This window comes from Thermatribacter velox (assembly GCF_038396615.1).
GTDB classification, from domain to species: Bacteria; Atribacterota; Atribacteria; order Atribacterales; family Thermatribacteraceae; genus Thermatribacter; species Thermatribacter velox.
The window spans coordinates 1,950,388-1,975,706 of sequence record NZ_CP121689.1; the positions used below are offsets into that span (position 1 = coordinate 1,950,388).

The window sequence follows — 25,319 nt, forward strand, 5'->3', positions numbered from 1 at the left end:
AGAAAAATCATTAGAAAAATGAAAAACCGGTTATTCATAATTCGAGGCAATGTCGTAACACCCTACCAAGTTCTCCAAAAAGGTTTTCTTTTGGTTGAGGAAGGTTTTATCAAAGAGGTTGCACCAGCTACAAGCATATCTCTTCACTTACTAAATGAAAACGGACCTGTTTTCGACTTTGATAATTTCTACCTCTTCCCGGGGCTCATAGATCTTCATATTCATGGCGCAGTGGGAGAAGACTTTATGGATGGTTCTCCCGAGGGAATTGAGAGGATAACTACCTTTCTCCTTCAGCATGGAGTAACTCGCTTTTTAGCAACTACTTTAACAGAAAGCAAGGAGAGGACTGAGAGGGCTATCGAAGCCATGGTATCTTGCAAAAAACTTTTCCCTTCTATTTTGGGCATCCACCTTGAGGGCCCTTATCTATCCCCTGAAAGAAGGGGTGCCCAGAATGCCTCCTTCTTGCGCAAACCAGATTTGAATGAAATAAAGGAATTTATTGCACTCGGCGAAGGCCTTATAAAGAGGGTCACCATCGCCCCAGAACTTGATAATGCTCTTGATATAGTTGAATACCTGACTTCTCAGGATATCCTGGTCTCCCTTGGTCATAGTACGGCCGATTACCGAATAAGCTTCCAGGCCTTCCTGAAAGGAGCTCGCCTGGTAACCCATCTTTTCAACGGTATGGATCCTCTCCATCACCGTTCTCCCAATCTTCTTGCTTTTGCTTTGGGTTTTGAGGGGATATGTGTGGAAATGATTGCTGACCTGATACATGTATCACCTGAAATAATGAAAATTGCTCTCTTGTGTAAGCGCAATCGACTTATTTTGATTAGCGACGCCATTAGAGCAACTGGTTTGCAGGACGGAATGTATGAAATGGGTGGAGAAATGATGGAGATGAAAGACGGCATTGCCAGAATGGTTTCAACCGGGAGCTTAGCAGGAAGTACTCTTACTTTAGATCAGGCATTATATAATCTGAAACAGCTGTTTGATCTTCCTCTGCCAGAATTAGCACGAATGGCCAGCTTGTTACCAGCAAAACTCTTAAAAATCGATGATAGGTTGGGAAGCCTTGAAAAGAATAAAATTGCTGATATCGTGGTCTTTGATGAAAATTTTAGAGTGCAGGGGGTATTTCAAGAAGGGAGAAAAATTTTATGAAAATTATCGTGCTTTTTAAAATCAATCTTCTGCTTCTTTGTTCTTCGGATAAAATTCAATTTTGAAAAACTAAAATGAAAGTAATAAAACTAACAACTGAGAAAGCTGGAGATTTCTTTCACAAATACAATTCCAAAACAGTAGAAATAAGGAAGACGTTAACATAGAACTAAACGGAATTTAAACCCCCTTCCAGAACCCGCAAAATTATTAGAACCCGTACAGATTTTTGGTAAGGAACAGTTTTTTGTTAGGTGATTAAGAAAGTCAACCCAGAAGATAGATCGGTGGATGGATGTTCTTGAGTAAGCCCTGAAAAACTGCTATCTAACCGAATAAAAGTGAAACTATCTGGTTTAATATTCACAAAGATTAGCAAAACCAGGAGGAAAAAATCATGAAAAAAGTTATGCTTTATGCACTGAGCACCTGTCCTTTTTGCCAGATGACCAAGCAGTTCTTCAAAAAACACAACATCCCTTTTGACTTTGTGGATGTTGATCTCTTGCCAGAAGCAGAAAAAGAGCAAACCGTCCAGAAAGTCCAGGCTATATCAGGAAGAAGGGCCTTTCCAGTGATCGTGATCGAAGATGAGGTAATCGTGGGATATGATGAACTAAAAATCAGGGAGGCACTCAAAGATGAGCTCAAATGAAAAACTTTTTTGTCCAGTATGTCAGGTTTCTTTCCTATACAAAGAAGAAAAGCAACCTGGAAAAAAAATAGTCTGTCCGGTTTGCGGTGCAGTACTGGAACTTGTGGAAGAAAACGGCACTATAAAAGCCCAGCGGCCTTCTGACCTCTCCCCAGAAGAGGAAATCACCCAGCGTATAGAAAATTTTGCCCGCCTCAGAGGATATCACTTCAACGAAATGAAAAAACCACTAATCGAAGGCCTATTGAAAAAATACGAACGCTTTGGGGATTTTTACTGCCCCTGCAAAATTGATAATATACCGGAAAACGTTTGTCCCTGCCTGGAAACCCGCCAGGGAAGCGTAGAAAAAAACGGTCGTTGTCACTGCGGCCTGTTCTGGAAATAAAAACCTGTGGGGGCGCAGGAGCGCCCCCGTAAAGAAGGTCGAATCCCCTTCAGAAAAAGCGCGGGCTTTCTTTCCGGCTTTTTAGTAAAGCAGCAACCAAAAGAGGTATCAAAACCAGCTGAATCAGAATACCCGGCAATGCCACAATAAACAGGGTCTGGAGGAGCGGAAGCAAGCCAAACGAACGTCCCAAAAGCGAAAAGAGAATCCAGCTACTTAAAATGAAAGCACCCCTTCCCAAAAATAAGGCCACAACCAGCGAAGAAAGAATGCCCCAGCGCAAGCGCTGATAAAACAAGAAAGCCGACAGACCATACACACCGAGCTCAAACATCATGGCCACAAGCGATGGGAAAACTGGCCTTCCAGAAATCAAAAAATTCAGGATAGGCAAAATCAGCCCAACCAGAAAGACCTCTCCTCCACTACGCAGCAAAAATCCTCCCAGAAGCACTGGTATATGCATGGGTAGAAACACTTGCCCGGGAATACCAGTAAAGTGGAAAAAGTAGGGCAAAGCCACCCCTATGGCTATCAATACTCCCATCTTGGTTATTTCTCTGGCCTGCAAATTTCATCCCTCCAGAACAAAGCGCATCTCCAACCTCAAAAATACTGGACGCTATCAATCCACTCTTTTGGACTTAACCACCTTCTGATACCAGTAAAAACTGGCCTTTTTAATCCTTTGCAAGGTGGTATAATCCACGTAAACCAGCCCAAAGCGCTTGGAAAGACCGAAACCCCACTCAAAGTTGTCCATGAGACTCCACACAAAATATCCCGAAACCGGGCACCCTTCATCCACAGCACGATGCAGGGCCAGAAGATGAGAACGCAGATAATCGATACGCTTCTGGTCATTAATCCGTCCTTTGGAATCGGGCTGGTCAGGAAGCGCAATGCCGTTTTCGGTGATATAGATATCCTCCGGTTGATACTCTTCACTGACTCTCTTCACAATCTCATAAAGACCCTCAGGGTATATTTCCCAGCCCATATCGGTGTACTCGCTTTGGGGTGGATTAAAAAACTCTACCTCAAAAATTGCTCCCTCTCCCTTGCCAACTACGCGCCGAAAGTAATAGTTAATCCCCAGAAAATCAATGGGCTGAGCGATCAGAGACTTTTCCTCTTCGCTCAACTGAGGAAGGGCAAAGCCCTTTTTCTCGTACCAGAGAAGCATATCTTCTGGAAACTCACCCTTGAAAAGAGGATCCAGAAACCAGCGGTTAAAATAACCGTCACAGCGTTTGGCTGCCAGAATATCCTCTTCGCTATCAGAAAAAGGATGCACAGGAGTGAGATTAAGGGTAATGCCAATGGAACCCAGGGTTTTCTCCTCTCGAAAAGCCTGCACAGCGAGACCGTGAGAAAGGAGCAGATTACGGCTTACCTGAAGCGCAGATTTGAAATCCCGCTTACCCGGTGCATGTCTTCCCTCATAATGCCCTACGAAAGACACCACCCAAGGTTCGTTATGGGTAATCCATAAGAAAACTTCTTTGGCAAAGCTCTGGAAAAGGAAACGCGCGTATTCCGCAAAGGCTTCTACCGTCTCCTGGCTTTCCCAACCTCCTTTATCCTGAAGCTTTTGGGGAAGGTCCCAGTGATAAAGGGTTACCACAGGTTTAATACCCGCTTCTTGCAATTTCCCAGTAAGCGAGCGATAAAAATCCAACCCCTTCTCGTTAACTCGACCCCTTCCCTCCGGGAATATCCGGGGCCAGGATATGGAAAAGCGATAGGCATCAACACCCAGTTCCTTCAGAAGAGCTACATCTTCTTCAAAGCGGTGGTAGTGGTCACAAGCCACATCCCCCGTGGTGCCATCCTGGATGTTACCTGGAGTGTGCGCAAAGCGATCCCAGATACTCTCACCCTTGCCATCCTCGTTCCACGCACCCTCAATCTGATAGGAAGCAGTAGCCACACCAAAAATGAAATCCTCTGGAAAATAAGGCATTTCAACTCCCCCCAGCCAATTTCCTCCTTAAATGCCTCGTGAGCACCGGAATGCCAAAAACCACCCAGAAGACTACTATAGCATAACGAAGGAAGAGAAACTCCCTTCCCTCCGGAAAAACCCCGCGTAAGACCAGAAAACAGGCCAGTACACTAAGCAGGGCGAGCCCCAGAAACACTATCCTGTCAAATAGGCTTTTCCATGCCAGGTTTTCAGCGTTACCTTCCAGAAACCAGCCCAGCAGCGCTCCGCTGATAGCCCCTCCCACTCGAGCCGAAAGGTCATCCCAGCAAAACAAAAAAAGGGAAAGCGCCACTCCCGCAGCAACGGCAACCTTCCACCAAAAAACAATGTTGACCTCGTTTCCTTCCAGCTTACCCTTCAGATAAAATGCTGCAAAAGCAAATCCGGCACCCAGTAAAGCCCCAGCCAGCACATCTTCCACATAATGCACACCTAAGTAAAGCCTCGAAAAGCTCACCAGACCAACCATCAAAAAGGCCAGAACCCAAACTGGCCGTTTTTTGTAAAGTAAGGCCAGTGAAAAAAAGAAAGTGGCCGTAGACTGAGCATGGCCACTCGGAAAAGAAAAACCCTCTGCTTCAGAGATGGCTTGAAGCATAGGATGCAAATAAGGGCGAGGCACAGCCACAAGACTCTTTACTGCAAAGTTCAGAAAAAGAGAAGTAAAAAGCACCAGACTCAAATAAATACCTTCTCTTTTGCTAAATGCCAGGTACCAGATAACCAGAACGACCAGGTAAAAAAGGTCAGAACCCACTACCGAAACACCTCGAAAAAAACTGTTCCAGAAAGGGCTGCGCAAACCCTGCAGAAAAAGAAGGGGTGTAACATCAAACATATCTTTTTGCCCACTCCTCAAGTACAATCACTGCCTGCTCCAGATTGGGCCGATGCAAATTTTCCAGTCTATCAGTTATCCAGTGCCAGTTGGGTGGAAGGCCTCGCTCATCAAGACCAATCATAGTAACCGCCCTGCCGCCTCTTTTGAGAAAAACTGTGGCATCAGTGGAAAGACCAAGATAAGGCCGTTCCAGAAGGGTTATTCCTTTCTCAAGTGCTGCTGCCTTTATTTCTCGACGCAAATCTTCCGGAGAAACAACTACCTCCCACATCCCCTCTAAAGTGGCCAGAGTCAGTCTACCTGCTCCCAGGTTATCCAGGTTAATCACTGGTATCCCGCTTTGAAGCAAGTTTTTGTGTTGTCTCCAGAAGCGGAGGGCTCCAAAAGTACCTGACTCCTCCGCCCCGGTAAAAAGCACCCAGAAAGGTAAGTTCATCTTTTTCAAGCGAAAGGCAAGCTCTAACGCCACCGCCACTCCACTTCCATTATCGTTAACTCCAGGCGAAGGAGGCATAAAGTATTCCCGGTGCACATGGAGAATAAAAAGAAATCCAAGATACAGAAAAGCTGGTACTCCCAACCAGCGCAACCAGGGATATCCCAGCACTGTATAAAGCAAGACCACTACCGTCATCCAGGCTGAAGCAAGAATAGTGAACAACAAGCTGAGACGAGGAGAAACGGCAAATCGAGGGTCAAAAAAAAGAGAAGTCCTTGCTGAATCCAGGTGGGCACACAGGATGACCCGGGGAGAATCGGTGTTTCTGGCCAGAACATTCAGGGATTTTTTGCGAGTAAACAAAGTGGCTAAAAGAGGTACCGTGTTGAGATTGCAATAGGTCAAAAGCAGAGCAAAAAGCGCCAACGGCACAGCAAGCCAGCCTGAAAACCAGAGAAGGCAAAAGGCAGCCAGAAACAAACTCCAGATTCCACAGTAAAAAAAGCTGTAGGTGGAAAGCGCTCGAAACTCGTCTTCCTCAACGGTAAGCTGCATCCTACGCAGCTCTTCCCCAAGCCAGCGGGCAAAATCAGCCTCCACAGGAGAAGCACTCAGGCGTGGTCCAACCACCCTCACCTTCTCAAGAGTTCTCTCAAGGTAAGGAAATGCTTCATCCACTGCTTACCCCCTCCTCAAAAACTGTCTTACTTTTTACAAAGAGAAGCTGTTGAAAAAGCAGCATGAGCAAAACCGAAACCGGCACAAAAAGCATGGTAAATCGCAAACCCAGCCAGGAAGCCACCACACCTCCCAGCCAGGGAAAAAGGAAGTTGCCAATACCATTGTTAAAAAGCAGCCACCCTGAAGCCATGGAAGACGTTTCCGGGTACGTGGACACCGCATAAGCTAAGGTGGTGGGTATGATCGTGGACAGGGCAAAACCTGCACCGCAGAGCAAAACCGGAGTGAGTGGAAAAGAAGGAGTAATGGTAAGCACCACCAAAAGTGCTAGAGCACCAGCTATGGAGTTGAGGCGTACCATGTTCAAGTAACCCCAGCGCTCCGATAAAAAAGAAAGTAAAAGCCTCCCCGTGAAAAGACCAGTCCAGAAAAAAGAAAGGAAAGAGGCAGCCTGGGAAAGCGCTATTCCCTTTTCTTTAAGATAAGCTACCAGCCAACCATTTAAGGTGCTTACCCCTCCTGCATAGAAAATCATGGTGAAACCCATCAACCAGAAAACTGGCTCCCGGAAAAGTGAGAAAATTCTGCCAAAGGAGACAGGCAATTCCTTCTTACTGGGGAAAAGAGGCAAAAGAAAGAGCACAAGAACCAGCACTGCAAAACCACAAACCACGAGATAAAAACTCTGCCAGGTGCCGCCTTGCTCAACCAAAAAAGCGTATAAGCGGGGAGCTGAAAGGGAGCCCAAACCGAAAAAAGCGTGCATGAAATTCAAGACTGTACCCGGATTATGGACAAAAATGGACGCTGCCACTGGATTAAGCATACAGTCCAGAAATCCCAGACCCACTCCCATGATTGCAAAAAAAGCAATCACCAGCCCGAACCAGCTAAGGAGAGATATCCCCAGAAGACCCCAAATAATGATCGCAAGCCCGATCCGCAAAATCAGAAACCTGGACAAAAGGTCTCCCAGGAAACCAGCCAACAGAATGGCAAAAAAATACCCCAAACCGTGAAAAAGAAACACTCTGCTTGCAACGGCGTAATCCACTTTGAAATGGCTGGCAATTTCAGGAATGAGGGAACCCACACCGGAGAGGCCAAAACCTATTAAAATCAGCGCACAGCAAAACGGCAAAAGCTGCAACTTTTTCCCCATAAAAAGTCTCCTTATCAACCCAGGATGTTGCGGATTAGGGAAGCAAGTTTCAGAGCAAACTTCCGGTTTTCCTCCACCTCCCAGTGCACTCCATCGATATCGCTGGTCTTCACAATTTCGCCTGCATCGAGAAAATGGCAGCGCTTAAAACGAGCGATGATGCGGTAACTGGAAGCAAGTTCTTTAGATTTCTCCACGCCACCTTCAAAAAGGCCTGCAAAATCGGTGAGCTTAGCAAGGGGTGGAGGACAGACCAAAAGCACCTCAGGAGACCCTCCGTTCCTTCCTGCAGCGCTTCGGCGCACCATATCCACCAGGAAACCAGCACCCTGCGCAATGTCAAAAGGAGAAAGGTTAAAACGTTTCTTCAAATCATTGGTCCCCAGCATGATAACCACAAGGTCCAGAGGGCGGTGGGACTCAAGTATCGGCCCCAGATGCTTTTTACCATTTTTATCTCCTTCAACCGGATCATCCCAGACCGTGGTCCGACCACACAAACCTTCTTCGATAATGCGGTATTCCCCACCCAACTCTTCCTGCAACATCCCTGTCCAGCGCTCCCGAAAGGGATAACGCTCACCGTTTCTGGGATGATAACCCCAGGTCAGAGAATCGCCAAAACAAAGGATAACTTTGGGATCTGCAACCCACATTCTGCAAACCTCCTCTACCACTTTCCACCAGGCATCATTTGGCCAGGCAAAACAAACCAAACATAATGCTACGACTACTCAAAGAGAAAAGCAAGCCTGGAGAAAGAGAAAGCCCAGGAGAAACCTGCAGAAAACTTTTTGAAAGGAAATCGTTTCTCTGGTAAAAATTACCCCACTATAGAGCTATTTTATCCGCTATCGCAGATACGCCTTCGTTTTCGTATTCTTCAATGGTTCCTTCATCACAGTGTCTGGAGAGTTCCGCATCCAGAGGAAGACCTCCCAGAAAAGGTATAAAAAGGGAAGCTGCAATTTCTTTGCCTTTTTCTCTCCCAAAGGGGCGAATCGTCGTTCCACAGTTAGGACAGACCACGTAGCTCATATTTTCTACCAGACCCAGAATGGGCTTTTTGAGCTGATACACCATATTAACCGCTTTTTTGACCACCAGAAATGCCAGGTCCTGAGGTGAAGAAACGATAATTACCCCATCCAGAGGAATAGCCTGCAAAACAGTAAGGGGAATATCCCCGGTTCCCGGTGGAAGATCCAAAAGTAGAACATCCGGATCATCCCAGGCTACCTCTTCCCAGAATTCCTGGATAGCTTTACTCAAAAGAGGACCTCGCCAGATAACCGGCTGCTCCGGTTTTTCAAGCATGAGATTCACCGAAATAACCTCTATGCCCAGCTTTTCAGTACGTACTGGCAGTATCCCGGGGTTTATGGTCTCCGGTCGCTTACCCAGCACACCAAACATGGTAGGAATGCTGGGTCCGGTCAAATCGGCATCCAGCACCCCCACTTTCTTCCCCCGGCGGGCAAGTTCACAGGCAAGAAGTGCCGTCACCGAACTTTTGCCCACTCCTCCTTTTCCGCTCATCACTGCGATTACCTTTCCTATTTTGCTATAACGACTCATCAAAACTCACTCCTTAAAAGTTGAAACTTTTCCCAACTCCGGAAGCAATGTAGTTCTCTCCCCAGAGTTTTTGAGCATAATCCAGGGCAGCAAAACCACTGCAGTGGGAAGGAGCTATCTTCGAAACACCCAGCTGCCTCAAGCCCTGCAAGGTCTGCATGATTTCTTCGTCACTCGACTGATAAAGATGCAAACCACCTATCAAAAGCTCAATTTTACCATTCCCAATTAAAGCGGCTGCCTCCACCATTTTGACCGCTCCGGGATGACAACATCCTCCAATCAAAAGAAAACCTTGCTCGCCCTTTACCACCAGAGCCTGTTCCCGAACCGGTCCTTCTACTTCCCCGGTAGTGAACACCGAAGGAGCTATTTCCATTCCTCTTTCCACCTCTAAAAAACGCGCTCCTCGTTCCTTTATTTCCCTCTTTGCATCCTGAGAAAAAGAGGGAAGGATGTATACTACCACTTTGGGGTTCCGGGCAAGCAAATACCCAAGACCGCCTATGTGGTCGTAGTGCTCGTGAGAGATGACCACCCGGGATATACTCAGGGGGTCTATCCCCAGAAGCTCCATATTTTTGAAAAGCAGAGGGCCGCTTTCCCCAGTGTCAAAAAGGACTTTTTCCTCTCCCTCAACCAAGCAAGAAAAACCATGTGAAGGAAGAAGCTCAGAAAGAAAAGGGAAATTATCATATAAGATGGTTACCTTCACCGCCCCACGCTCCTCTTTCTTTTCCAATCTCCCGATTTCTGACTTCCATGGCAGCTTTCAAAATTTTTTCGCCCAGGTGCACATGGTTGCCCAGAGTTTTTCCTCAAATCCTCGAAAACCCATTTTCCTGCCCGATAACTTTTGGAGCTCTCCTCGTTTTCTCTCCCATTCTTCTCCAAAGGCATTACCCCCTGTGCTCGCTTCATTCAGACTGAGTAAGGATTTCTCCGATAATTTTTTCTACTTCTGTTTCGTCCGTGATAACCACCTTTTTACCCTGTTCTTTCAGCCGCTTGTACGCTCTTGGACCCATACCGCTTGAAACTACTACATCACAGTCTTTTAGCAAATCAACCGGACTGCAATTTCCCTCTCCTCCATCATGTGCTCCCTGATGGTTGGAAAAGAGATTCTTACGATATTCCCTGTTTAACACCTTGCTTCCTTCCACTTCAACCACCACAAATCCTTCGCAGCGCCCAAAGTGCTGGGCAACGGTTTTTCCGTCCGAAGAAGCAATAGCCACCTTCACTGCATCTCAACTCCTTTCCTGAGCTTTCAAAAAATCTTGAGCCTTTTGCCAAATTGCTCGTGCCCCTTGAGAAAAGGGGCTTTGAGGATCATATTCGATCACCGGTATACCCACCATCAGGGCATCAAGCACTTGCTGATCAAAGGGAATCTCGGCCATAAGCTCTATCCCCTGAAGAGAGCAGAATTCCCGAATACGATTCCGATTCTTAAGACTCAGGTCCGCCTTGTTGACAACCACAAAATGAGGAACCCCAAAATGCCTGGCCAGAGCTACTATGCGTTCCAGGTCATGTTGGTCAGAAAGAGTGGGTTCAGTCACCAGGATAGCCAAATCCACCCCCACCAGGCTGGAAATAACCGGACAACCAATTCCAGGAGAGCCATCGATGAGCAAATATTTCTTCTCCGCTCTGGCCTTCTCTTCCGCCTTTCTGCGCAGGTAAGTTACCAGCTTACCCGAGTTCTCGCCTGAAGGAGCAAGACGAGCATGAAAAAGAAAATTATTCCAGCGAGTTTTGGAGATAAAAAAACGACCAGTCAGTTTCTCACGCATCTCAATCGCAGAAAAATTACACACTCTCTGGCAAACTCCACACCCTTCACACCCTATTGGGTCAACCTTTGGCAACCCTTCTTTTACGTGCAAAGCAGAAAACCTGCAGTAGGAAACACAAAGTAAACAATGCACACAACGCTCGTAATCTATAACTGCCGATCTCCCCCAGAAAAGAGGCTCCTCAAAAAGGGGTTTCCTTTCAGCAAGAAGCTCAAGATTCGGCGCATCGACATCAGCATCTACTACCACCGCCTCATCCCCTGCCAGGTAAGCAAGTGAGGCAGTAAGCGAGGTTTTTCCAGTTCCACCTTTTCCACTCAAAACAACTACCTGCTTCATCAGCTTCCGGCTCCTTTTAAAGTCACCCGGCGAAGCGCCTGGTATATGGCAAGAACTTCTCTTTTCAGGTTATCCTCTCCGTCCACCAGGGTAAGGCCCCGAGCGTATTTTTCAGCAATACTTCTCCGGTAAGGAATCTCACCCAGAATCGGAATTCCCTTCTCCTCACAAAATCCCAGAATACCACCGCCCCCAATGCCCGCTTTGTTAATCACCACTCCACAGGGTATCCCCAACTCCTGAATTGCCTGGAAAGCGGCCTTAAGGTCCGACAAACCAAAAGGAGTAGGCTCGGTTACCAGAATACAAAAATCTGCATCCCTAACTGCCTCGACCAAAGCGCAGCTTGCACCAGGGGGGCAATCCACAATGGTTAAAGTATCTGGAAACTCTTTTTTAACCGCTTTCTTCAGCTCAGTAATAACTGCTGGTGCTCTCGGCTCGCCAACTTTAAGCCTTCCTTCCCAAAATACAATCCCCTCACGCGCCACTCCTTTTCTTGTTCTGCCTTTCTCAACGGCCCCTTCTTTAATTGCCCCCCGAGGACAAACCAACTCACAACCACCACAGCTATGGCAAAGCTCGGGAAAGAAGAGTACTTTCCCCTTAACCAGAGTCAGCGCTGAGAAATAGCAAAAATCGGCACACTCGCCACACCCATCACATTTTCCCTCGTCAATCTGGGGAGAAAAAGCCTCCACTACCCGCTCTTCTTCAATATCTGGCTTCAAAAAGATGTGAGCGTTGGGTGCTTCCACATCGGCATCCACAAACACTATTTGCTCTGAAGCGGAACAGGCAAGAGCCAGGCTAACTGCAAGCAGCGTCTTTCCCGTTCCGCCTTTTCCACTGGCACAAGCAATGACCATTTCTTACCTCATCCTTATCTTGCACGAGTAAGTGGAGCGCCACAATTAGGGCACTTCATTTGAAAACAGGGAACACCCCGCTGATGGGGAACGCGTGTACCACACTGAGGACAAACACACTCTCCAGCTGGTCCCATACCAAAACCACCCATTCTTCCTCGCGGAGCACCTCTTCCTCTTCCCAAACCACCACCAGGCCTCATCACTTTACTCACCACCTTTTCTTAGCTGCTCGATTTTTCTCTCAACTGCCTCAACCCTCTCTTTGAGGGAGTTCACTTCCTTCCGAAGCTCCTCGAGATCTCCGTCCAAACCCCTGCTGGGGCCTTTCCCCAAAGGAACATCTTCGGGGGGTGCAAAGTTTCCACCCATGCCAAAATGAGCACCCACGCTGGGGCCTTGAAGAGGAGAAAGTTTACCCTCTCGAAAAGCCTGGATCGCTTCCCGTACCGTCACCTGTGATATTCCAGAGTAAACTTTGATACCGGCTTCCTGAAAAACCCGCCAAGCGTTGGGGCCAACGTTGCCAGTAATCACTGCTTCAACGCCTTCATTGGCCAGAAAAGTAGCAACCTGAATGCCAGCCCCCGAAGAGGCCTGAGCAAAACTATTCTCTACCGCCCGGAAGGAATCCTTGTCCAGGTCATAAACTATGAAGAACCTCGCCCTCCCCAGGCGGGGATCTACCTGGGAATCCAGAGAGTCTCCTGTAGCGCTTACTGCAACCTTCATCCGGATCACCTCCTTTTTTGATTCTCCTCTGGCTGTGCGCAGGGGGTACAGCCAGAGGAGAATCTCGACTTATTCCTTCAACTCCTCCTCCAGCTCCTTAATTCGCTGCTCAATAAATTCCAGCTGTTGTTTTATAGCTTCTGCCTGCGCTTTAAGCATCTCCAGTTCTGCTTCCGGTGGCATTCCAAAAGGCGAAAAACCCCAGGGAGGAGTCATCCCCCAGTAAGGAGGCCATCCTCCCCAGAAAGCTCCATAGCCTCCCCAACCTGGAGTGTATCTTCTTCTCATGGCTCATCACCTCCTTTTACCACCACCACACCTGCGGGCCGTACCACGGATATAGCGGAGCCCAGTAACTGAAAGGATAGGGGGCAAAGCCCGGGAAACTGTAGCCCAGCCACCAGGGGTTTACCCAGTTCCACCCCGGACCAAAACCCCAGCGCATCCATCCAGGAAGACCGGTCAAATAGTACATCCAGCGGTAGCCCATGCTAACACCTCCCTTTAAAACCTCCTAAAAGGGAAAATACGGGTAAAAACGGCCACCGTAAGGTGGATACGGGAAGGGATATGTCCTGTAGTACCCCGCATAAGGATATGCCCCATACCCTGCGTAGGGCATAGCCCACCACCCACGGGGTAACCAGGGGAAGTTACGGCAGAAAGGATAGGGATTGCCCCTTCCCCGACCATACCAGCCAAACCCGGGATAGGAACCACCCCAGACACCAGCAAATCTTCCTCCAAAGCCTCTTCCAAATGGCACAGTACTCACCCCCTATAAGATAAAGTTAAGCAAACTTCCCACTATAAAAGATGAAACCAGCATTATCAAAGCTCCCTGCAACAGTCTCTTCCAACCCAGCTCCTTCAAAAAGACCACAAAGGTGGCGATACAGGGGAAAAACATGCTCAAAACCACGCTGGAGATAACCAGCTGTTTTGCTGAAAGGCCCAAAGGTAAAAGCATGCCCATTGCCATATCCTTGCGCAAAAAACCCATAATGATAATCAGTATCGCTTCGCGAGGAAGCCCCAGCGCCCGAGCCAACCAGGGACTCACTACCTGGGCAAACAGGGGAAACAGGTTTGTCAAAAAAAGCAGGTTCAAACCCGCAATACCCACAAGCATGACAGGAAGAGCATCTATCAGGAATCCCCTCAGGCGTATCCAGAGCTTGGAAAATAAAGCACTGGGGAAAGGCAGGCGATAGGGCGGCATTTCGCAAATGAGAGCAGGGCGGGCACCTGGCACCAGGTACTTCAAAAGCAGGGCCACAGTGAGACCCACCAGGGCCAGAGTACCATAGACAATCAGAATGGGAGCCACACCGTAAGAAGCCAGAACCCCCACAATCAATGCCTGCTGAGCCGAACAGGGCACAGCAATGGAAATCAGAGTAGCCATGATGAAGCGCTCTTGCTCACTTTCCAGAACCCGGGTGGCCATAACTCCCGGAACATTGCACCCCAGGCCTAAAAGAGCAGGGATTACCGAATAACCGTGCAAACCCAGACGGTGCAAAAAGCCGTCCAGGATAACTGCCAGCCGAGGCAAGTATCCCACGTCCTCAAGCAGACTGAGCAGGAAGTAAAAAGCCAGGATATACGGGAAAACCACGCCTAAAGGGATATAAAGACCACTGGTGAGCAAGCCAAAAGAAAGCTCAAAATCGATCTGGCCGTCGATCAGCTTGCCAATCAAAACGCTGTGCCAGAAAGGATGTCCGGAAAGCACCGCACTCAATTTCTCAAGCAATGGCAAATACAAACTGTTGAAAAGGGGCTCGGTAATATAGGCAATAATGCCCTCGCCAATTGCGCGCACTAAGAAAAACATGCCTGCAATAACTCCCAGACCTATCAGGGTGCCGCTCACTGGTAAAACGGTGATTTTCTGGAGAAACTCACGCCACCCCGGTCTGCGGTAGGAAAAACGCTGAACCCGTTCTATGATCTCGCCAATCTCCTCCCAGCGCCGTTCATGATCGGGAGACACTGGACGGGGCACTCTCGCTGCAGGCAGAATATCCATGAGTTCCTTAATACCCTCACCGGTAGTGGCAACGATGGGAATAACTGGAACTCCTAAAAGAACACTTAGGGCTTTCACATCGATTTCTACGCCCTTTTTCTTCGCCTCATCCCACATATTGAGCGCCACAATCATGGGTTTTTGCTTTTCGGCCAGCTCAAAAGTGAGATATAGGTTACGCTCCAGGTTGGTAGCGTCCACCACATTGATAACCAGGTCTGCTTCTTCCACCAGCCGGGCTGCAATCCGCTCAGCCTCAGCTTCTTCTTTAAGAGAGTATGTCCCGGGAGCATCGATGAGTTCGTACCATTCTCCGTTCTTTTTGACTCTGCTTTTCAGAAAATCAACCGTAGTGCCAGGATAGTTGGAAGAAAAAGCGTAAACACCACTCAACCTGGTAAAAAGTACGCTTTTCCCCACATTAGGGTTACCAGCAAGGACAATCTTTTTCAGCCGCTCACCTTTACCAGAATTTTCTGGGCCACTCCTCTGCCCAGAGCGATTTCCTGCTGGCCCAGGCGTATCACCACCGGCCCACTGGCTAACAAGGAGCTCACCTTTTCCACTTTTTTCCCGGGAACAACACCCAAAACCCATAATCTTCTCACCATCCCTCTACCACCCAGAATCTGGACGATTTCTCCTCTCTGGCCGGGCTTCATATCGGCCAAAGAAATTACGTGTCCTTCCAAAACAGGGCACTCCTTTTCTTTTATTAATATTGATAATCATTATCAATTAAATACCACAAAAACTATTGACAGTTCTTGCACAACCCGTAAAAGTAAACCTGATGGGACTGAATCCGGAAATTATGCTTTTTCTCGAGTTCTTTTTCTAAACGGTCCAGAAATTCTCTCTCCTCATCCATAAGCTCGCTATAGTCGATGACCCTCCCACAGTTAACACATACTAAATGATGGTGATGGGTTTCCGAAGGTTGCACCAGTTCATAGTGCTCCCTCCCATCACCAAAATTTACCCTGCGCAAAATCCCCATCCGGGAAAGCAAGTCCAGGTTGCGATAAACAGTAGCAATACCTACTTTCTTGTTTTTCCGCCTCAGCTGTTCGTACACTTCTTCCGCAGAAAGATGCCGCTTCCCTTCCTCAAATACTTCCAGAATGGCACACCGGGAAGGAGTTGGTCGCTTGTCAAAACTGTGGAATATTTCTTTCCACTTCCGTTTCACCATAAACGCACCCTTAAAATGAGATTGATTATCATTTGCAATACTATTATACACCAAAAGGTCAAGAGCAGTGAAAAGGTCAGCAAGCAGTGCAAAGATCCAGAGGTTTTATTGCAGAAAAAATAAAAGTTGCACCCTCGACAGCTCATCTTCAAACCAAATCCATGGCTTGCTTTCTTTACAATGCAATTCCCCAAGCAAGCTCACTTGCCAGCTTCTGGACAAGCAGGGATCCAGCACACCAGATTTTCTGAGCTAAAAAATTTTAATCCAGGTTTTAATTCACGTTTAAAAACTTCGCCTAAGCTTTATCAGAAAAAATCAGCAGGAGGAAAAACAATGCACGAAAAATGCGAAATAATCAATGTTCCCAAAAAGAAGCGAATAGCGCTGGTAGCTCATGATCACCGAAAATCTGACCTTCTGGAATGGGCAAAATTCAATCGCGGTCTCTTAAGTGAACACACCCTTTATGCAACGGGCTCTACAGGAGCTCTTCTGGAAAGAGAGCTTGACCTTCCCATACACAAATTCCAGAGCGGACCCTGGGGAGGAGACCAGCAAATTGGAGCTAAAATTGTTGATCAAGAAATAGATCTCCTTATTTTCTTCTGGGATCCCCTGGAACCCCTTCCCCACGACCCGGATGTAAAAGCTCTATTGCGAATAGCGGTTCTGTGGAACATACTCGTTGCCTGCAATCGGGCATCAGCCGATTTTATAATCTCTTCTCCCCTAATGTATGAAGAATATCCCCGCTTCATCCCCAGAGCAAAAGTGCATTAAAATCACCGACAACCTTTGTCCTGGGCCTTCAACCTGGAGACCAGGTGAAATTTGAGGTAAGAGAAAATGGAAGAGTAAAACTTCACCCGATGCCTCCAAAAATAGAGGAAAATTTTGGTAAGGTGCGAGCTGGAAAGAAACCCGAAAACTTTAAAGAGATAAGGAAAACTGTGTAAAAAGCAGTAACTCAAGAAGTAACAGGTGAATAGTTAAAAATGAAACTCCTGGATACCAATTTTCTGCTCAGATACTTCACTAATGACGACGAAGAAAAAGCCACCTCAAACCTACCACTCAAAGCTCTGCACCACAATGATGCCCCGATCTTTAGCCTGCCTCAGGAAACCTTTGGTTGCAAAGTGGGTGACCAGGAAAGGAACTACTTCTACTTCTCCATATTCTTCCTTTACAGCTTTCACTTTCTCTTCTAACTCTTTCCAGACATCTTTTCTCTTTTTTCCATCATCAAGTCTCAGTTTGGCTTCTCCTACTAAGTAGACTTCTCTACCCTCTTTCTCAGCTCGGGCTAAGAAGTTCACTTCCTGATTGCCTATATCAGTTCGAACCATCTTCTCCTTGAGTCGAATACCATACTTCTCTTCTAACAATTTGGGAAGCATGCGGTAGGCTTCGTTTTCAAAGGCATAACTGAAGCTCCGGGATAAACCTCCCAGGTCTTCCCGAGTGCGCTTCAAGCCCACAGCCAGAGTGCGTACTTCTTCTTCAGTTCTTCTCTGAGCTTCAGCAAGTTCTTCAACTTTTTGTTCGGTTCTTTTCTGAGCTTCGGCAAGCTCCTCAACTCTTTGTTCAGTTCTCTTTTGTGCTTCAGCAAGTTCTTCCATTCTCACAGTAAGACTGTCCAATCTTGTTTCGGTTTTTCTCTGCGCCTCAGCAAGCTCTTCAACCTTCACAGTAAGACCATCTAACCTTGCCTCAGTTCTTTTCTGGGCTTCGACAAGCTCTCTTTGCGCCTGAGCTAACTCAGCAACAATACCCTTCAACTCAGAGAAGTCTTCTCTGGTCACCTGGGTTTCTCTTACTCGTTCATCCACTATTTTCTCTATCTCCCGCCTTACGTCCGGGGTTACTTTAAACCGCTCTCTTCCGCTCTGCATGGCTTTCATTTAAGCAAAAATAAGGGGAATTGGCAAGCAACACCCCTACCTGATGCCCATTGCGTTAGAAACTTCATTTAGAAAATTTTTAATGTCCTTCAATCTGTTATGCAAAACATCAAGCACAATGCCATAATCTAAATCCTGGCAATCACAGGCAATTACGTTCCTAAAACCTACCATTTTAGCCAGTTCTCTGGTGAGGTCCGCAGCAACTACTCCCTCCTCACTCAAAATACAAAAAGACTCGCTCATCGTAGCAGGTTTTCGCAAACCTTTATAGGCAACGATAGCCTCTGCCAGATCTATTGTTGCCTGAATTGCAAGGTAAAGATATCTTTCTAAAGCACCGCGTATATCAACATCGCTCTCTATCTCCTGGCGGGAGTATTTTTTGTAACGCTCCAGTATTCCCAGGTATTTCAAAACGGCACTCTTTTTATTTTCTATAACCTGGAGATTGCTAATGGTCAGGTTCTAGTCAGCCCATAGCGGCGGAGAAGCATCTGGAAATCAAAGTACTCATTGAGAATCCCTGGCTCAACAAGCACCTTGTAGGGCTCTCTCTCAAAAATTAACTTACCCTCCTTGATGATTAAATACTTGAATTCGGGCGACTCCACCAGATTCAGGATAACAATATCCACGTTGTCCTCCTTCAAAATACGCCCTATCCGATCATATAGCTCAAACCTGATATCGTGCATGCGCTTGAAACTATCTGTGTCCAGGTAAACGGCAAGGTCGTAGTCGCTCAAAGGAGAATGTTTTCCCGTTGCTCTGGAGCCAAAAAGATACACCAGTTTTATTTCCGGATAACTTTCAAAAACTGGGATTAATTTTTCAAAGCTCTTCACAAGCTCTTTACCCATGCACCCTATCCCCCACCTCTTATTCTCTCTACGCCAAAACGGTTCTCTCAAGCCTCTCCCATCACCTTAGCACCGGGCAAATCTATTATACACGATGAAAGTACCGTGCGGGTTTTCAGATGCTTTGGACCGCATCAGCTTCTTGCAGAAAACCATCCATGTTCACAAAACCAAAAATCAAAGCCTCACACCAACGTAAAGTGTAATATAATGAATTGAAGGGCATAAACTGAAATTCATCTGCAAAGAGAGAAAGCACGGTGAAAAAGCAATCCCCGGGTTTCCAGTTTCAGATACTGGAAAAATATCTCAAAATCAGAAAAGAAGAGCTGGAACGCTTGCGAATGAGCACTTTGAAAAAGGTCGAGGAAGCGTTGGAAAAAGTTGCCACTCAGATAAAGTTCGATGAAGCCTACATTTTCGGCTCTCTCACCAAACCGGGGCGTTTCAAAAAAGACTCTGATATCGATATAGGGTTTTACGGCCTCAAAGATGAAGACTTCTTCAAAATGATCTCTTACCTTTCTCTGGAGCTTGAAAGAGAGGTAGACGTCATACAGCTTGAAGGCCACAGGCTCGAGAACAAAGTGAAAACGGAGGGAATACGGTGGAAGAAGGGAAATTCGCAATCCTGAAATCAGAACTTATGAATCAGTGGAATGAAATTGTAAAGATATACAAACGTATCGAAGAAAGAAAGAGAAAAAGAGGAATACATGCACTTGAAAGCCTCGCCTATCAACTGCACAACCTGTATTGCGCTTACGAAGACCTTTTTAAAATAGTAGCCGGATTCTTCGAAAACAACATTGAAGAACCGTCAACATACCATACTGAACTTCCCAAAAGGATGAAAATGGAAATTGAGGGAGTAAGGCCTGCTTTGATTTCTGAGGAAAGCTTCAAATTGCTTAACAGCTTGCGAGGGTTCAGGCATTTCTTCAGACACGCCTACAGTTACGAATTAGATGAGCGCAAGGTATCTTTAGTTCTTGAAGACGCTCTGAAGCTCAAGGAAACCTTTAAGCCTGAACTTGAAAACTTTCTTTCCAAACTCCAATAATACTTTCTGGCGTTTCATATATCACGGCTCCGTTGCGAACCCCCTACTTCATCCACCAAATCTCTTTCAGGGCCTATTCCATATAAGCCTACATCTCCACAAAAACACAAAAAGTAAAGACCTAACCCCGAATACCAAGTCACTTGGGATTGAAGGACTTTAGGGTCTCCTTTTGTTTCAGGATCCCATAGTTTCAGCATTTCTTTGTTTCAGGATCTCTTTGTTTCAGGATCTCTTTGTTTCAGGATCTCTTTGTTTCGGCATCCCACAGTTTCAGGGTCTATTTCAGGGTTTCCTTGTTATTTCAGCATCTATTTCTTGTTTCAGCATCTCACTGTTTAACTCAAACCCCGAGATTCCGAAACAAGAGATCCCGAAATCCTGAGATCCTGAAATAAATTCAGGATGGTAAATCCTTTGGATTCACCAATTCAGGATGGTAAATCCTTTGGATTCACCAGTTCGGAATGACCACTGTGAAGCAGCGATAAACCTGGGATGACAAATCCTCTGGATTTGTCAGTTGGGAATGATAGGACTCGGCATACTTTATTTCATCAGAACCCGCTAATTTAATGATTCATCCTTCAAGGGTCTCCCATTTCAGGCTTTTCTGCCCTTTGATCGTCAAGTTACGCTAAGTCGCTTTTCAGAGAAAAACCCCTTTGGGTCAAAGCCTTCAGAACGAAAGCCTTGACTTCTTCTGCTAATTTTATCGCCCTGCGTGCCTCCTCAAGGGGAGGAAAGAGTTCTTATCCGGGGTAGCGCATAGCTACTGCATAGGCAGTAAGAAAAGGAACATCGGTGTCCAAAAGACTCTGAAACTCTGGTTCGATCTCTGCACAACGGTAAATCAATTCAGCAATATTATGAGTACGAGGAATCTCCTTGTTGCAATAAACTAAGAAAGTTTTGAAGTACTTTTCAGCACACTGCTCACTATGAAAACAGATAGCATCAGTAGCTGGATTTTTAGTAACTAACTCATCTTGGGCCACTTTCAGGTCGCTTTCAGCTTTTAAGATCCACGCCCGCACGCTTTCGCTCCTCAAAGGGTAATGCTCTCCTTCGCCGCATAGTAAGCAATGCATCCTACATCCTTTTTTTGCCTGGCAAACTGATCTTCAGAAAGAATGAGTACATCAGACGGCAGTCGCTCCAGAACCAGGCGTATTCCGATGCGTGTTTCCAAGCGAATACGAGTAGTTCTTTCAGGGGTGCGATCCACAATTACCAGAAAATCCCAGTCGCTATCCGGGTGAGCCTCACCTCGAGCACGGCTTCCAAAAAGAAGAACCCGCCGCAAACGCAAACCTGCTTTTTCTACTTCCTCTTTAATAATGGCTTTCGCCTTTGCCAAAACTGCACTCACAGAAGTACCTCAAAGTAATCAATGGACAATTAATTCGGAATCATTGTACCACAAACACTACCTAAAAACGCACTTCCCAAAAGTTACTACCACTTTTCCAGGCCTGCAGATACATCTTCCGGCAAAAGCCCGAAATCGGCAGGATAACAAGGTTCTATGCGGAGGTCGTTAAGCAATTCACGCTTACCACAAGCCTTCCAGGAACAAAAAGGCTTTGCCATTCTTGAAGGGAAGTTCCAACCGGCAGCCAGTTGAAACCTTTCAATCGTCTTATCCTTCCCATAGTAGATATTAGAATGTATATCAGGAGGTGCAAAAACGCACACCAAAATGCTGAATCGGTAGTGAAACCGCCACGCTAAACCGGCAACGGCTTTATCGACACCTTCCCGAACCGATACCGGTTTTCTTCGTTGCCGCCCTGAATCGGTGTCGGCCTTTCCGACACCGCCCTGAATTTATTTCAGGGTCTATTTTTTGTTTCAGCATCTCATTGTTATTTCAGGGTCTATTTCTATTTCAGCATCTCCTTATTTCAGCATCCCCTTATTTCAGCATCTCATAGTTTCAGGATCTCCTTGTTTAATCTAAACACCTGAGATTCCGAAAAAACCGAGATCCCGAAACAAGTTCGGGATGACAAATCCTCTGGATTTGTCAGTTCGGAATGACGGACTTTAGGACCTCCTTGTTGTTTCAGGGTCCCCCTGTTTCGGCATCTCAAAAGCCGTCACACTGAACTGACAGAAGCGTAGCTTCTGTCACCCTGAATTTATTTCAGGGTCTCTTTCCTGTTTCAGCATCTCCTTGCTTCAGGGGTCTCATTGCCTTCTTTCAGAAAATCCCCTCTCCGCCAACCCCAGCAACCAGAAAAAATAGCACACCTGCTATGATATAATGAACTCGAGGTTAACTGTTGCGGGTAGAAAATCAAGCCCTGTACCTGGGTTGCCGATGGAAAAACTTGAGTTCGAGGTTGTTCAAAAAAGAAAAAAGCTCCTCACCGAAGAGCTACAAAAAATAGTGAGTGTTTTGATTGAAAATTACCAGCCAGAGAAAATAATTCTTTTTGGCTCGCTGGCAAGCGACAAAGTGAAAGAAGAAAGCGACATCGACCTTTTACTCGTCAAAAAAAGCGATAAAAGACCCCTGGAAAGAGTAATGGAAGTTATGGCATTACTTGGTTATCCCCGGATTGCTTTGGACATCTTCGTATATACCCCGGAAGAAATCGAGTATTTAAGAAAAGAAGGAAGTCAGTTTATCGAAGATATCCTCGAACACGGCAAAGTCCTTTATGAAAAAAATCACTGAAACGTGGCTATCCTATGCCCTTGAAGATTTAATCATGGCCCAGAAGGCCTTTGAAATGGGGATATATCGCCAAACCTGCTTCCACGCCCAGCAAGCCGTAGAAAAAGGATTCAAAGCCATCCTCCTTGAGAAGGGCGCAAAAATCCGGCGAATTCACAACCTTCTGGAAATAAGTAGCGAGCTCGAGGCGTGTGGTATGTGCCTGCCTGTTAAGCTTTCAGAACTGGACTTCCTGAATCGCGTGTATCGGTTTCGCTATCCACCTGATATTGGTCTTTTACCCCATGGACAACCAACCGAGGAAGATGCCCAAAAAGCTGTGAAAATTGCAAAAACAGTTATGGACTGGACTCAGCAAATCCTTGGAGAAAATCATTAAGGCATAGCATGGGGGGGTATTGGTAACCCACATTATTAAAAAGCCCCCATCATTCAGGGCGTAACATAAAACAAACTCAATCTCTCAAAAACAGCTGTAAGAACAAACCTTTAAACCGCCAACCCAACGCCCAAAAAAAATAGCCTCACCCACTGTGATACAATTGAAAGGAAGAGGAAGGGCTCAGAAGATGAGAAAAACCGAAGAACAGTGGAAAAAATCAAACATCTTCAAAAAGAAAATGCCTACCATTGATGATTTGCGAGAGTTTTTGCAGGAGTACTTTCTGGGCAAAAAGGTGCGTGTTTACCTTTTTGGTTCCCGGGCAAGGGGTACTGGTACTCCTTTTTCTGATATCGACCTTGCCCTTGTATCCAGCGAAGACCTGTCAATGGACCTTGCCCTCCTTCGAGATTACCTCGAAGAATCAAACTTACCCTACAAGGTCGATCTTCTGGAATACAGAAAAGCCGACCAGCGCTTGCAGGAAATCATCAAAAAAGAGGGGATCCTGTGGATCGACACCGATTGTACCTCCAAGACCTGAAAAACGCCTGGAAACGCCTCCAGGAAGCAGTAAGCAAAACCCAGGAAAACATAGCAAGCGAAGATTATCCCTATTTCAGAGATTCAGCTATTCAACGCTTTGGGTTCACCTTTGAAATCCTGTGGAAAACCATCAAGGTTTATCTTGAGCGAGAAGGGCTTTCTCCAAAATCGCCACGGTCTTCCTTTCGAGAATTTTTCTCTCTGGGGTATCTCACAGAAGCCGACATGGCTCTCCTCTTTCAGATGATCGAAGACCGCAATGCTACCGCTCACACCTACCGGGAAAGAGTTGCCGAAGAGATATTTTCCCGGCTCAAGCAGTACCTGGAAATCACAGCAAAAATCATTCACATTCTCGAAGAGACACCCTAAAAATAAAAAAATCCCATTGTCTTTAAAAGAACATCCTGACCAGCAATCAACCGAAAGTGCTCAACCGTTTGATTCTTCTGTGGTGGATAGTAGAATGTATACTGGGAGATGTAAAAACGCGCACCAAATGCTGAACTGGCAGCGAAGCTGTCACCCCGAACTGACAAAAGCTCCGCTTTTGTCATCCTGAACTTGTTTCAGGATCTCATTGTTGTTTCGGGGTCTCTCTGTTTCAGGGTCTCATTATTTCAGGGTCTGTTTCGGGATCTCTTTATTTCAGCATCCCATGATTTCAGGGTCTATTTCTATTTCAGCATCTCCTTGTTTCAGCATCCCCTTATTTCAGCATCTCATAGTTTCACCATCTCCTTGTTTAATCTAAACACCTGAGATTCCGAAACAAGTTCGGAATGACGGACTTTAGGGTCTCCTCGTTTCGGAGTCTCTCTATTTCAGAATCCCTCATCGTAGCATCTTATTGCTCCAGAAATTTCATTGATAATAACCTAGCGTGCAGGACAATATAGGAAAAGAATTTAAGACAGTCGCGGCATAAGGTAAAAAGATCTAAAGCTGGAAAACATCAGAAATGCAATGTATGAGTAAAAGTGCTGACGTAATTTAAAAATAATTAAGGCAGAATTCGATACCTGCAAGGATAAGGACTATTTGGAAAATCTTTAGGTTGACAGTTTTTTCAAGAATTCAATCACAAAATGGAGATGCTGGTTTTCTTCAATCAGGTCCTGAATAATTTCTTGCTTGAGGGTACTATTAAGGGCTGCAATCCGATGAGTAATAACTTCAGCAAAATCATCCAGATCGCTCTGGATCACATTCCAAACTTCTTCAGCATCGATTCCAAAGTAATGATGAATCAAAAGGTTCCTGAAATCAACGATTTCCTGATACTCTCCGGGCAAAACCCCGGCTTTAATCAACTTCCCAGTAGCCTCCCCAATAATCTCGAATTCTCTTATAACACTATCCCAAGCTACGAAATTACGTTTGAGTTCTTCCGCATCTTTAAAGTTTTTGGCTACTTCCTTAATTTTCAAGATGGCAACCAAAATGTCAAAAAGAAAAAGCTCCCAATATCTCTTAGACATGGATCAGCTCTCTCTCAACCCTTCTTCTGACAAATGGCCTTAACGAATCATAGAGTCCAATATCGACTTCTTTCCCCAACTGTTCACTCAAGTATCGTTTGGCCCTGGCAATAACCAACCCGTTTTTCCTTTCCATTTTCAGGATCACAATATCAATATCACTGGTGCTTTTATCTTCGCCCCGGGCATAGGAGCCAAAAATAGCCAACTCGGTAATTCCAAAAAGTTTCTGCAAACCCGGTTTGAGTGCTTTTAATCTGTCGATGATTTCCTGTTCCACATCCCTCGCCTCCTTTCTTTACCATGGTAGGCATACTCTTTGAGCTCTGTCAAGCATAACCCGAAAAATGGAAAGAATTCGGGGCTAAAACTCACCTTTCTCTCAAACCAAAGGAGCACGGCGAGGTTTAGTTATTTTCAGGATCCCATGGTTTAGGACCTCAAAAATCCCTCACACTGAACCGGCATCGGCTTTTTGCCACTACCCCGAATCAGCACCGCCC

General features: G+C 46.1%; 36 protein-coding genes. 10 read left to right on the forward strand and 26 right to left on the reverse strand.

Going from position 1 to position 25,319, the window contains the following annotated elements:
* The first annotated feature begins 18 nt into the window (after nucleotides 1–18).
* The 3 genes from nagA (at nucleotide 19) to QBE54_RS09650 (ending at nucleotide 2,222) form a co-directional block, all read left to right on the forward strand.
* Nucleotides 19–1,179 carry an N-acetylglucosamine-6-phosphate deacetylase gene (nagA, locus tag QBE54_RS09640; RefSeq protein ID WP_369017976.1) on the forward strand — a complete coding sequence of 387 codons (1,161 nt, stop codon included), beginning with the start codon at nucleotides 19–21 and terminating at the stop codon, nucleotides 1,177–1,179.
* Between the two features lie 397 nt (nucleotides 1,180–1,576).
* Nucleotides 1,577–1,834 (forward strand): glutaredoxin family protein, encoded by a 258-nt coding sequence (locus tag QBE54_RS09645; protein ID WP_369017977.1) that lies wholly within the window; start codon nucleotides 1,577–1,579, stop codon nucleotides 1,832–1,834.
* Nucleotides 1,821–2,222: a ferredoxin-thioredoxin reductase catalytic domain-containing protein gene (locus tag QBE54_RS09650; protein ID WP_369017978.1), complete on the forward strand. Its 402-nt coding sequence runs from the start codon at nucleotides 1,821–1,823 to the stop codon at nucleotides 2,220–2,222. Before QBE54_RS09645 ends, QBE54_RS09650 begins: the two co-directional genes overlap by 14 nt.
* A 49-nt stretch (nucleotides 2,223–2,271) precedes the next feature.
* On the opposite strand, the gene QBE54_RS09655 is transcribed toward QBE54_RS09650, so the two are convergent.
* The 18 genes from QBE54_RS09655 to QBE54_RS09740 all read right to left on the reverse strand — a co-directional run bounded on the left by QBE54_RS09655 (nucleotide 2,272) and on the right by QBE54_RS09740 (nucleotide 15,888).
* Nucleotides 2,272–2,793 (reverse strand): ECF transporter S component, encoded by a 522-nt coding sequence (locus QBE54_RS09655; RefSeq protein WP_369017979.1) that lies wholly within the window; start codon nucleotides 2,791–2,793, stop codon nucleotides 2,272–2,274.
* A gap of 54 nt (nucleotides 2,794–2,847) precedes the next feature.
* On the reverse strand, nucleotides 2,848–4,188 hold the full coding sequence (locus QBE54_RS09660) for a GH1 family beta-glucosidase (protein ID WP_369017980.1): 1,341 nt from the start codon (nucleotides 4,186–4,188) through the stop codon (nucleotides 2,848–2,850).
* A gap of 1 nt (nucleotide 4,189) precedes the next feature.
* On the reverse strand, nucleotides 4,190–5,050 hold the full coding sequence (locus QBE54_RS09665; protein ID WP_369017981.1) for a phosphatase PAP2 family protein: 861 nt from the start codon (nucleotides 5,048–5,050) through the stop codon (nucleotides 4,190–4,192).
* Complete coding sequence (locus QBE54_RS09670) at nucleotides 5,043–6,170, reverse strand: M28 family metallopeptidase (RefSeq protein WP_369017982.1); 1,128 nt, start codon at nucleotides 6,168–6,170, stop codon at nucleotides 5,043–5,045. The genes QBE54_RS09665 and QBE54_RS09670 overlap by 8 nt, the downstream gene beginning before the upstream one ends.
* Nucleotides 6,163–7,335 carry a sugar MFS transporter gene (locus tag QBE54_RS09675; protein WP_369017983.1) on the reverse strand — a complete coding sequence of 391 codons (1,173 nt, stop codon included), beginning with the start codon at nucleotides 7,333–7,335 and terminating at the stop codon, nucleotides 6,163–6,165. Before QBE54_RS09675 ends, QBE54_RS09670 begins: the two co-directional genes overlap by 8 nt.
* 14 nt (nucleotides 7,336–7,349) lie before the next feature.
* Complete coding sequence (locus QBE54_RS09680) at nucleotides 7,350–7,991, reverse strand: SGNH/GDSL hydrolase family protein (RefSeq protein ID WP_369017984.1); 642 nt, start codon at nucleotides 7,989–7,991, stop codon at nucleotides 7,350–7,352.
* A gap of 175 nt (nucleotides 7,992–8,166) precedes the next feature.
* Nucleotides 8,167–8,913 (reverse strand): Mrp/NBP35 family ATP-binding protein, encoded by a 747-nt coding sequence (locus QBE54_RS09685; RefSeq protein WP_369017985.1) that lies wholly within the window; start codon nucleotides 8,911–8,913, stop codon nucleotides 8,167–8,169.
* 13 nt (nucleotides 8,914–8,926) lie between these two features.
* Nucleotides 8,927–9,655, reverse strand: coding sequence for an MBL fold metallo-hydrolase (locus tag QBE54_RS09690; RefSeq protein WP_369017986.1), 729 nt, complete (start codon nucleotides 9,653–9,655; stop codon nucleotides 8,927–8,929).
* Between the two features lie 175 nt (nucleotides 9,656–9,830).
* Nucleotides 9,831–10,160, reverse strand: coding sequence for a NifB/NifX family molybdenum-iron cluster-binding protein (locus QBE54_RS09695; RefSeq protein ID WP_369017987.1), 330 nt, complete (start codon nucleotides 10,158–10,160; stop codon nucleotides 9,831–9,833).
* Nucleotides 10,161–10,166: 6 nt separating this feature from the next.
* A complete protein-coding gene (locus QBE54_RS09700) occupies nucleotides 10,167–11,057 on the reverse strand; it encodes a 4Fe-4S binding protein (RefSeq protein WP_369017988.1) in 891 nt (296 codons plus the stop codon).
* Nucleotides 11,057–11,926, reverse strand: coding sequence for a 4Fe-4S binding protein (locus tag QBE54_RS09705; protein ID WP_369017989.1), 870 nt, complete (start codon nucleotides 11,924–11,926; stop codon nucleotides 11,057–11,059). The genes QBE54_RS09700 and QBE54_RS09705 overlap by 1 nt, the downstream gene beginning before the upstream one ends.
* Before the next feature lie 207 nt (nucleotides 11,927–12,133).
* The gene (locus QBE54_RS09710; protein ID WP_369017990.1) at nucleotides 12,134–12,658 is read right to left on the reverse strand and encodes a NifB/NifX family molybdenum-iron cluster-binding protein; all 525 of its coding nucleotides are present in this window, start codon (nucleotides 12,656–12,658) and stop codon (nucleotides 12,134–12,136) included.
* A gap of 69 nt (nucleotides 12,659–12,727) precedes the next feature.
* A complete protein-coding gene (locus QBE54_RS09715; protein WP_369017991.1) occupies nucleotides 12,728–12,946 on the reverse strand; it encodes a DUF5320 domain-containing protein in 219 nt (72 codons plus the stop codon).
* Nucleotides 12,947–12,962: 16 nt separating this feature from the next.
* Nucleotides 12,963–13,148 (reverse strand): hypothetical protein, encoded by a 186-nt coding sequence (locus QBE54_RS09720; RefSeq protein WP_369017992.1) that lies wholly within the window; start codon nucleotides 13,146–13,148, stop codon nucleotides 12,963–12,965.
* A 24-nt stretch (nucleotides 13,149–13,172) separates the two neighbouring features.
* Nucleotides 13,173–13,424 (reverse strand): hypothetical protein, encoded by a 252-nt coding sequence (locus QBE54_RS09725; RefSeq protein WP_369017993.1) that lies wholly within the window; start codon nucleotides 13,422–13,424, stop codon nucleotides 13,173–13,175.
* Between the two features lie 12 nt (nucleotides 13,425–13,436).
* Complete coding sequence (locus QBE54_RS09730) at nucleotides 13,437–15,086, reverse strand: FeoB small GTPase domain-containing protein (RefSeq protein ID WP_369017994.1); 1,650 nt, start codon at nucleotides 15,084–15,086, stop codon at nucleotides 13,437–13,439.
* Between the two features lie 56 nt (nucleotides 15,087–15,142).
* Nucleotides 15,143–15,385, reverse strand: coding sequence for a ferrous iron transport protein A (locus QBE54_RS09735; RefSeq protein ID WP_369017995.1), 243 nt, complete (start codon nucleotides 15,383–15,385; stop codon nucleotides 15,143–15,145).
* Between the two features lie 62 nt (nucleotides 15,386–15,447).
* Complete coding sequence (locus tag QBE54_RS09740) at nucleotides 15,448–15,888, reverse strand: Fur family transcriptional regulator (protein WP_369017996.1); 441 nt, start codon at nucleotides 15,886–15,888, stop codon at nucleotides 15,448–15,450.
* Between the two features lie 336 nt (nucleotides 15,889–16,224).
* Here QBE54_RS09740 and QBE54_RS09745 point away from each other — a divergent pair, with 336 nt between their 5' ends.
* The gene (locus QBE54_RS09745; RefSeq protein ID WP_369017997.1) at nucleotides 16,225–16,671 is read left to right on the forward strand and encodes a methylglyoxal synthase; all 447 of its coding nucleotides are present in this window, start codon (nucleotides 16,225–16,227) and stop codon (nucleotides 16,669–16,671) included.
* Nucleotides 16,672–16,958: 287 nt separating this feature from the next.
* Here QBE54_RS09745 and QBE54_RS09750 read toward each other — a convergent pair whose 3' ends face one another.
* The 3 genes from QBE54_RS09750 to QBE54_RS09760 are packed head-to-tail and all read right to left on the reverse strand — an operon-like array spanning nucleotide 16,959 to nucleotide 18,658.
* Complete coding sequence (locus QBE54_RS09750) at nucleotides 16,959–17,795, reverse strand: hypothetical protein (protein WP_369017998.1); 837 nt, start codon at nucleotides 17,793–17,795, stop codon at nucleotides 16,959–16,961.
* 36 nt (nucleotides 17,796–17,831) lie between these two features.
* Complete coding sequence (locus QBE54_RS09755; RefSeq protein ID WP_369017999.1) at nucleotides 17,832–18,212, reverse strand: DUF86 domain-containing protein; 381 nt, start codon at nucleotides 18,210–18,212, stop codon at nucleotides 17,832–17,834.
* 44 nt (nucleotides 18,213–18,256) lie between these two features.
* Nucleotides 18,257–18,658 (reverse strand): nucleotidyltransferase domain-containing protein, encoded by a 402-nt coding sequence (locus QBE54_RS09760; protein ID WP_369018000.1) that lies wholly within the window; start codon nucleotides 18,656–18,658, stop codon nucleotides 18,257–18,259.
* Between the two features lie 260 nt (nucleotides 18,659–18,918).
* On the opposite strand from QBE54_RS09760, the gene QBE54_RS09765 reads away from it, so the two are divergent.
* Nucleotides 18,919–19,293 carry a nucleotidyltransferase family protein gene (locus QBE54_RS09765; RefSeq protein ID WP_369018001.1) on the forward strand — a complete coding sequence of 125 codons (375 nt, stop codon included), beginning with the start codon at nucleotides 18,919–18,921 and terminating at the stop codon, nucleotides 19,291–19,293.
* Nucleotides 19,266–19,721: a hypothetical protein gene (locus QBE54_RS09770; RefSeq protein WP_369018002.1), complete on the forward strand. Its 456-nt coding sequence runs from the start codon at nucleotides 19,266–19,268 to the stop codon at nucleotides 19,719–19,721. Before QBE54_RS09765 ends, QBE54_RS09770 begins: the two co-directional genes overlap by 28 nt.
* A 752-nt stretch (nucleotides 19,722–20,473) precedes the next feature.
* Here the strand turns inward: QBE54_RS09770 and QBE54_RS09775 are convergent.
* From QBE54_RS09775 to QBE54_RS09785, 3 genes are all read right to left on the reverse strand, one after another.
* Complete coding sequence (locus tag QBE54_RS09775) at nucleotides 20,474–20,758, reverse strand: HEPN domain-containing protein (protein ID WP_369018003.1); 285 nt, start codon at nucleotides 20,756–20,758, stop codon at nucleotides 20,474–20,476.
* Between the two features lie 11 nt (nucleotides 20,759–20,769).
* Nucleotides 20,770–21,093, reverse strand: a complete 324-nt coding sequence (locus QBE54_RS09780) for a nucleotidyltransferase domain-containing protein (protein WP_369018004.1) — start codon at nucleotides 21,091–21,093, stop codon at nucleotides 20,770–20,772.
* Nucleotides 21,094–21,179: 86 nt separating this feature from the next.
* A complete protein-coding gene (locus QBE54_RS09785; protein WP_369018005.1) occupies nucleotides 21,180–21,314 on the reverse strand; it encodes a hypothetical protein in 135 nt (44 codons plus the stop codon).
* A gap of 733 nt (nucleotides 21,315–22,047) precedes the next feature.
* Here QBE54_RS09785 and QBE54_RS09790 point away from each other — a divergent pair.
* The 4 genes from QBE54_RS09790 to QBE54_RS09805 all read left to right on the forward strand — a co-directional run bounded on the left by QBE54_RS09790 (nucleotide 22,048) and on the right by QBE54_RS09805 (nucleotide 23,707).
* Nucleotides 22,048–22,407, forward strand: a complete 360-nt coding sequence (locus QBE54_RS09790) for a nucleotidyltransferase domain-containing protein (protein ID WP_369019436.1) — start codon at nucleotides 22,048–22,050, stop codon at nucleotides 22,405–22,407.
* On the forward strand, nucleotides 22,391–22,786 hold the full coding sequence (locus QBE54_RS09795) for a HEPN domain-containing protein (RefSeq protein WP_369018006.1): 396 nt from the start codon (nucleotides 22,391–22,393) through the stop codon (nucleotides 22,784–22,786). The genes QBE54_RS09790 and QBE54_RS09795 overlap by 17 nt, the downstream gene beginning before the upstream one ends.
* 190 nt (nucleotides 22,787–22,976) lie before the next feature.
* The gene (locus QBE54_RS09800; RefSeq protein WP_369018007.1) at nucleotides 22,977–23,333 is read left to right on the forward strand and encodes a nucleotidyltransferase family protein; all 357 of its coding nucleotides are present in this window, start codon (nucleotides 22,977–22,979) and stop codon (nucleotides 23,331–23,333) included.
* Nucleotides 23,300–23,707: an HI0074 family nucleotidyltransferase substrate-binding subunit gene (locus QBE54_RS09805; RefSeq protein WP_369018008.1), complete on the forward strand. Its 408-nt coding sequence runs from the start codon at nucleotides 23,300–23,302 to the stop codon at nucleotides 23,705–23,707. The genes QBE54_RS09800 and QBE54_RS09805 overlap by 34 nt, the downstream gene beginning before the upstream one ends.
* A gap of 680 nt (nucleotides 23,708–24,387) precedes the next feature.
* Here QBE54_RS09805 and QBE54_RS09810 read toward each other — a convergent pair.
* Complete coding sequence (locus QBE54_RS09810; RefSeq protein WP_369018009.1) at nucleotides 24,388–24,816, reverse strand: DUF86 domain-containing protein; 429 nt, start codon at nucleotides 24,814–24,816, stop codon at nucleotides 24,388–24,390.
* Entirely contained in the window at nucleotides 24,809–25,096 is a 288-nt protein-coding gene (locus tag QBE54_RS09815; RefSeq protein ID WP_369018010.1) for a nucleotidyltransferase family protein, read from the reverse strand. Before QBE54_RS09815 ends, QBE54_RS09810 begins: the two co-directional genes overlap by 8 nt.
* Between the last annotated feature and the right edge of the window lie 223 nt (nucleotides 25,097–25,319).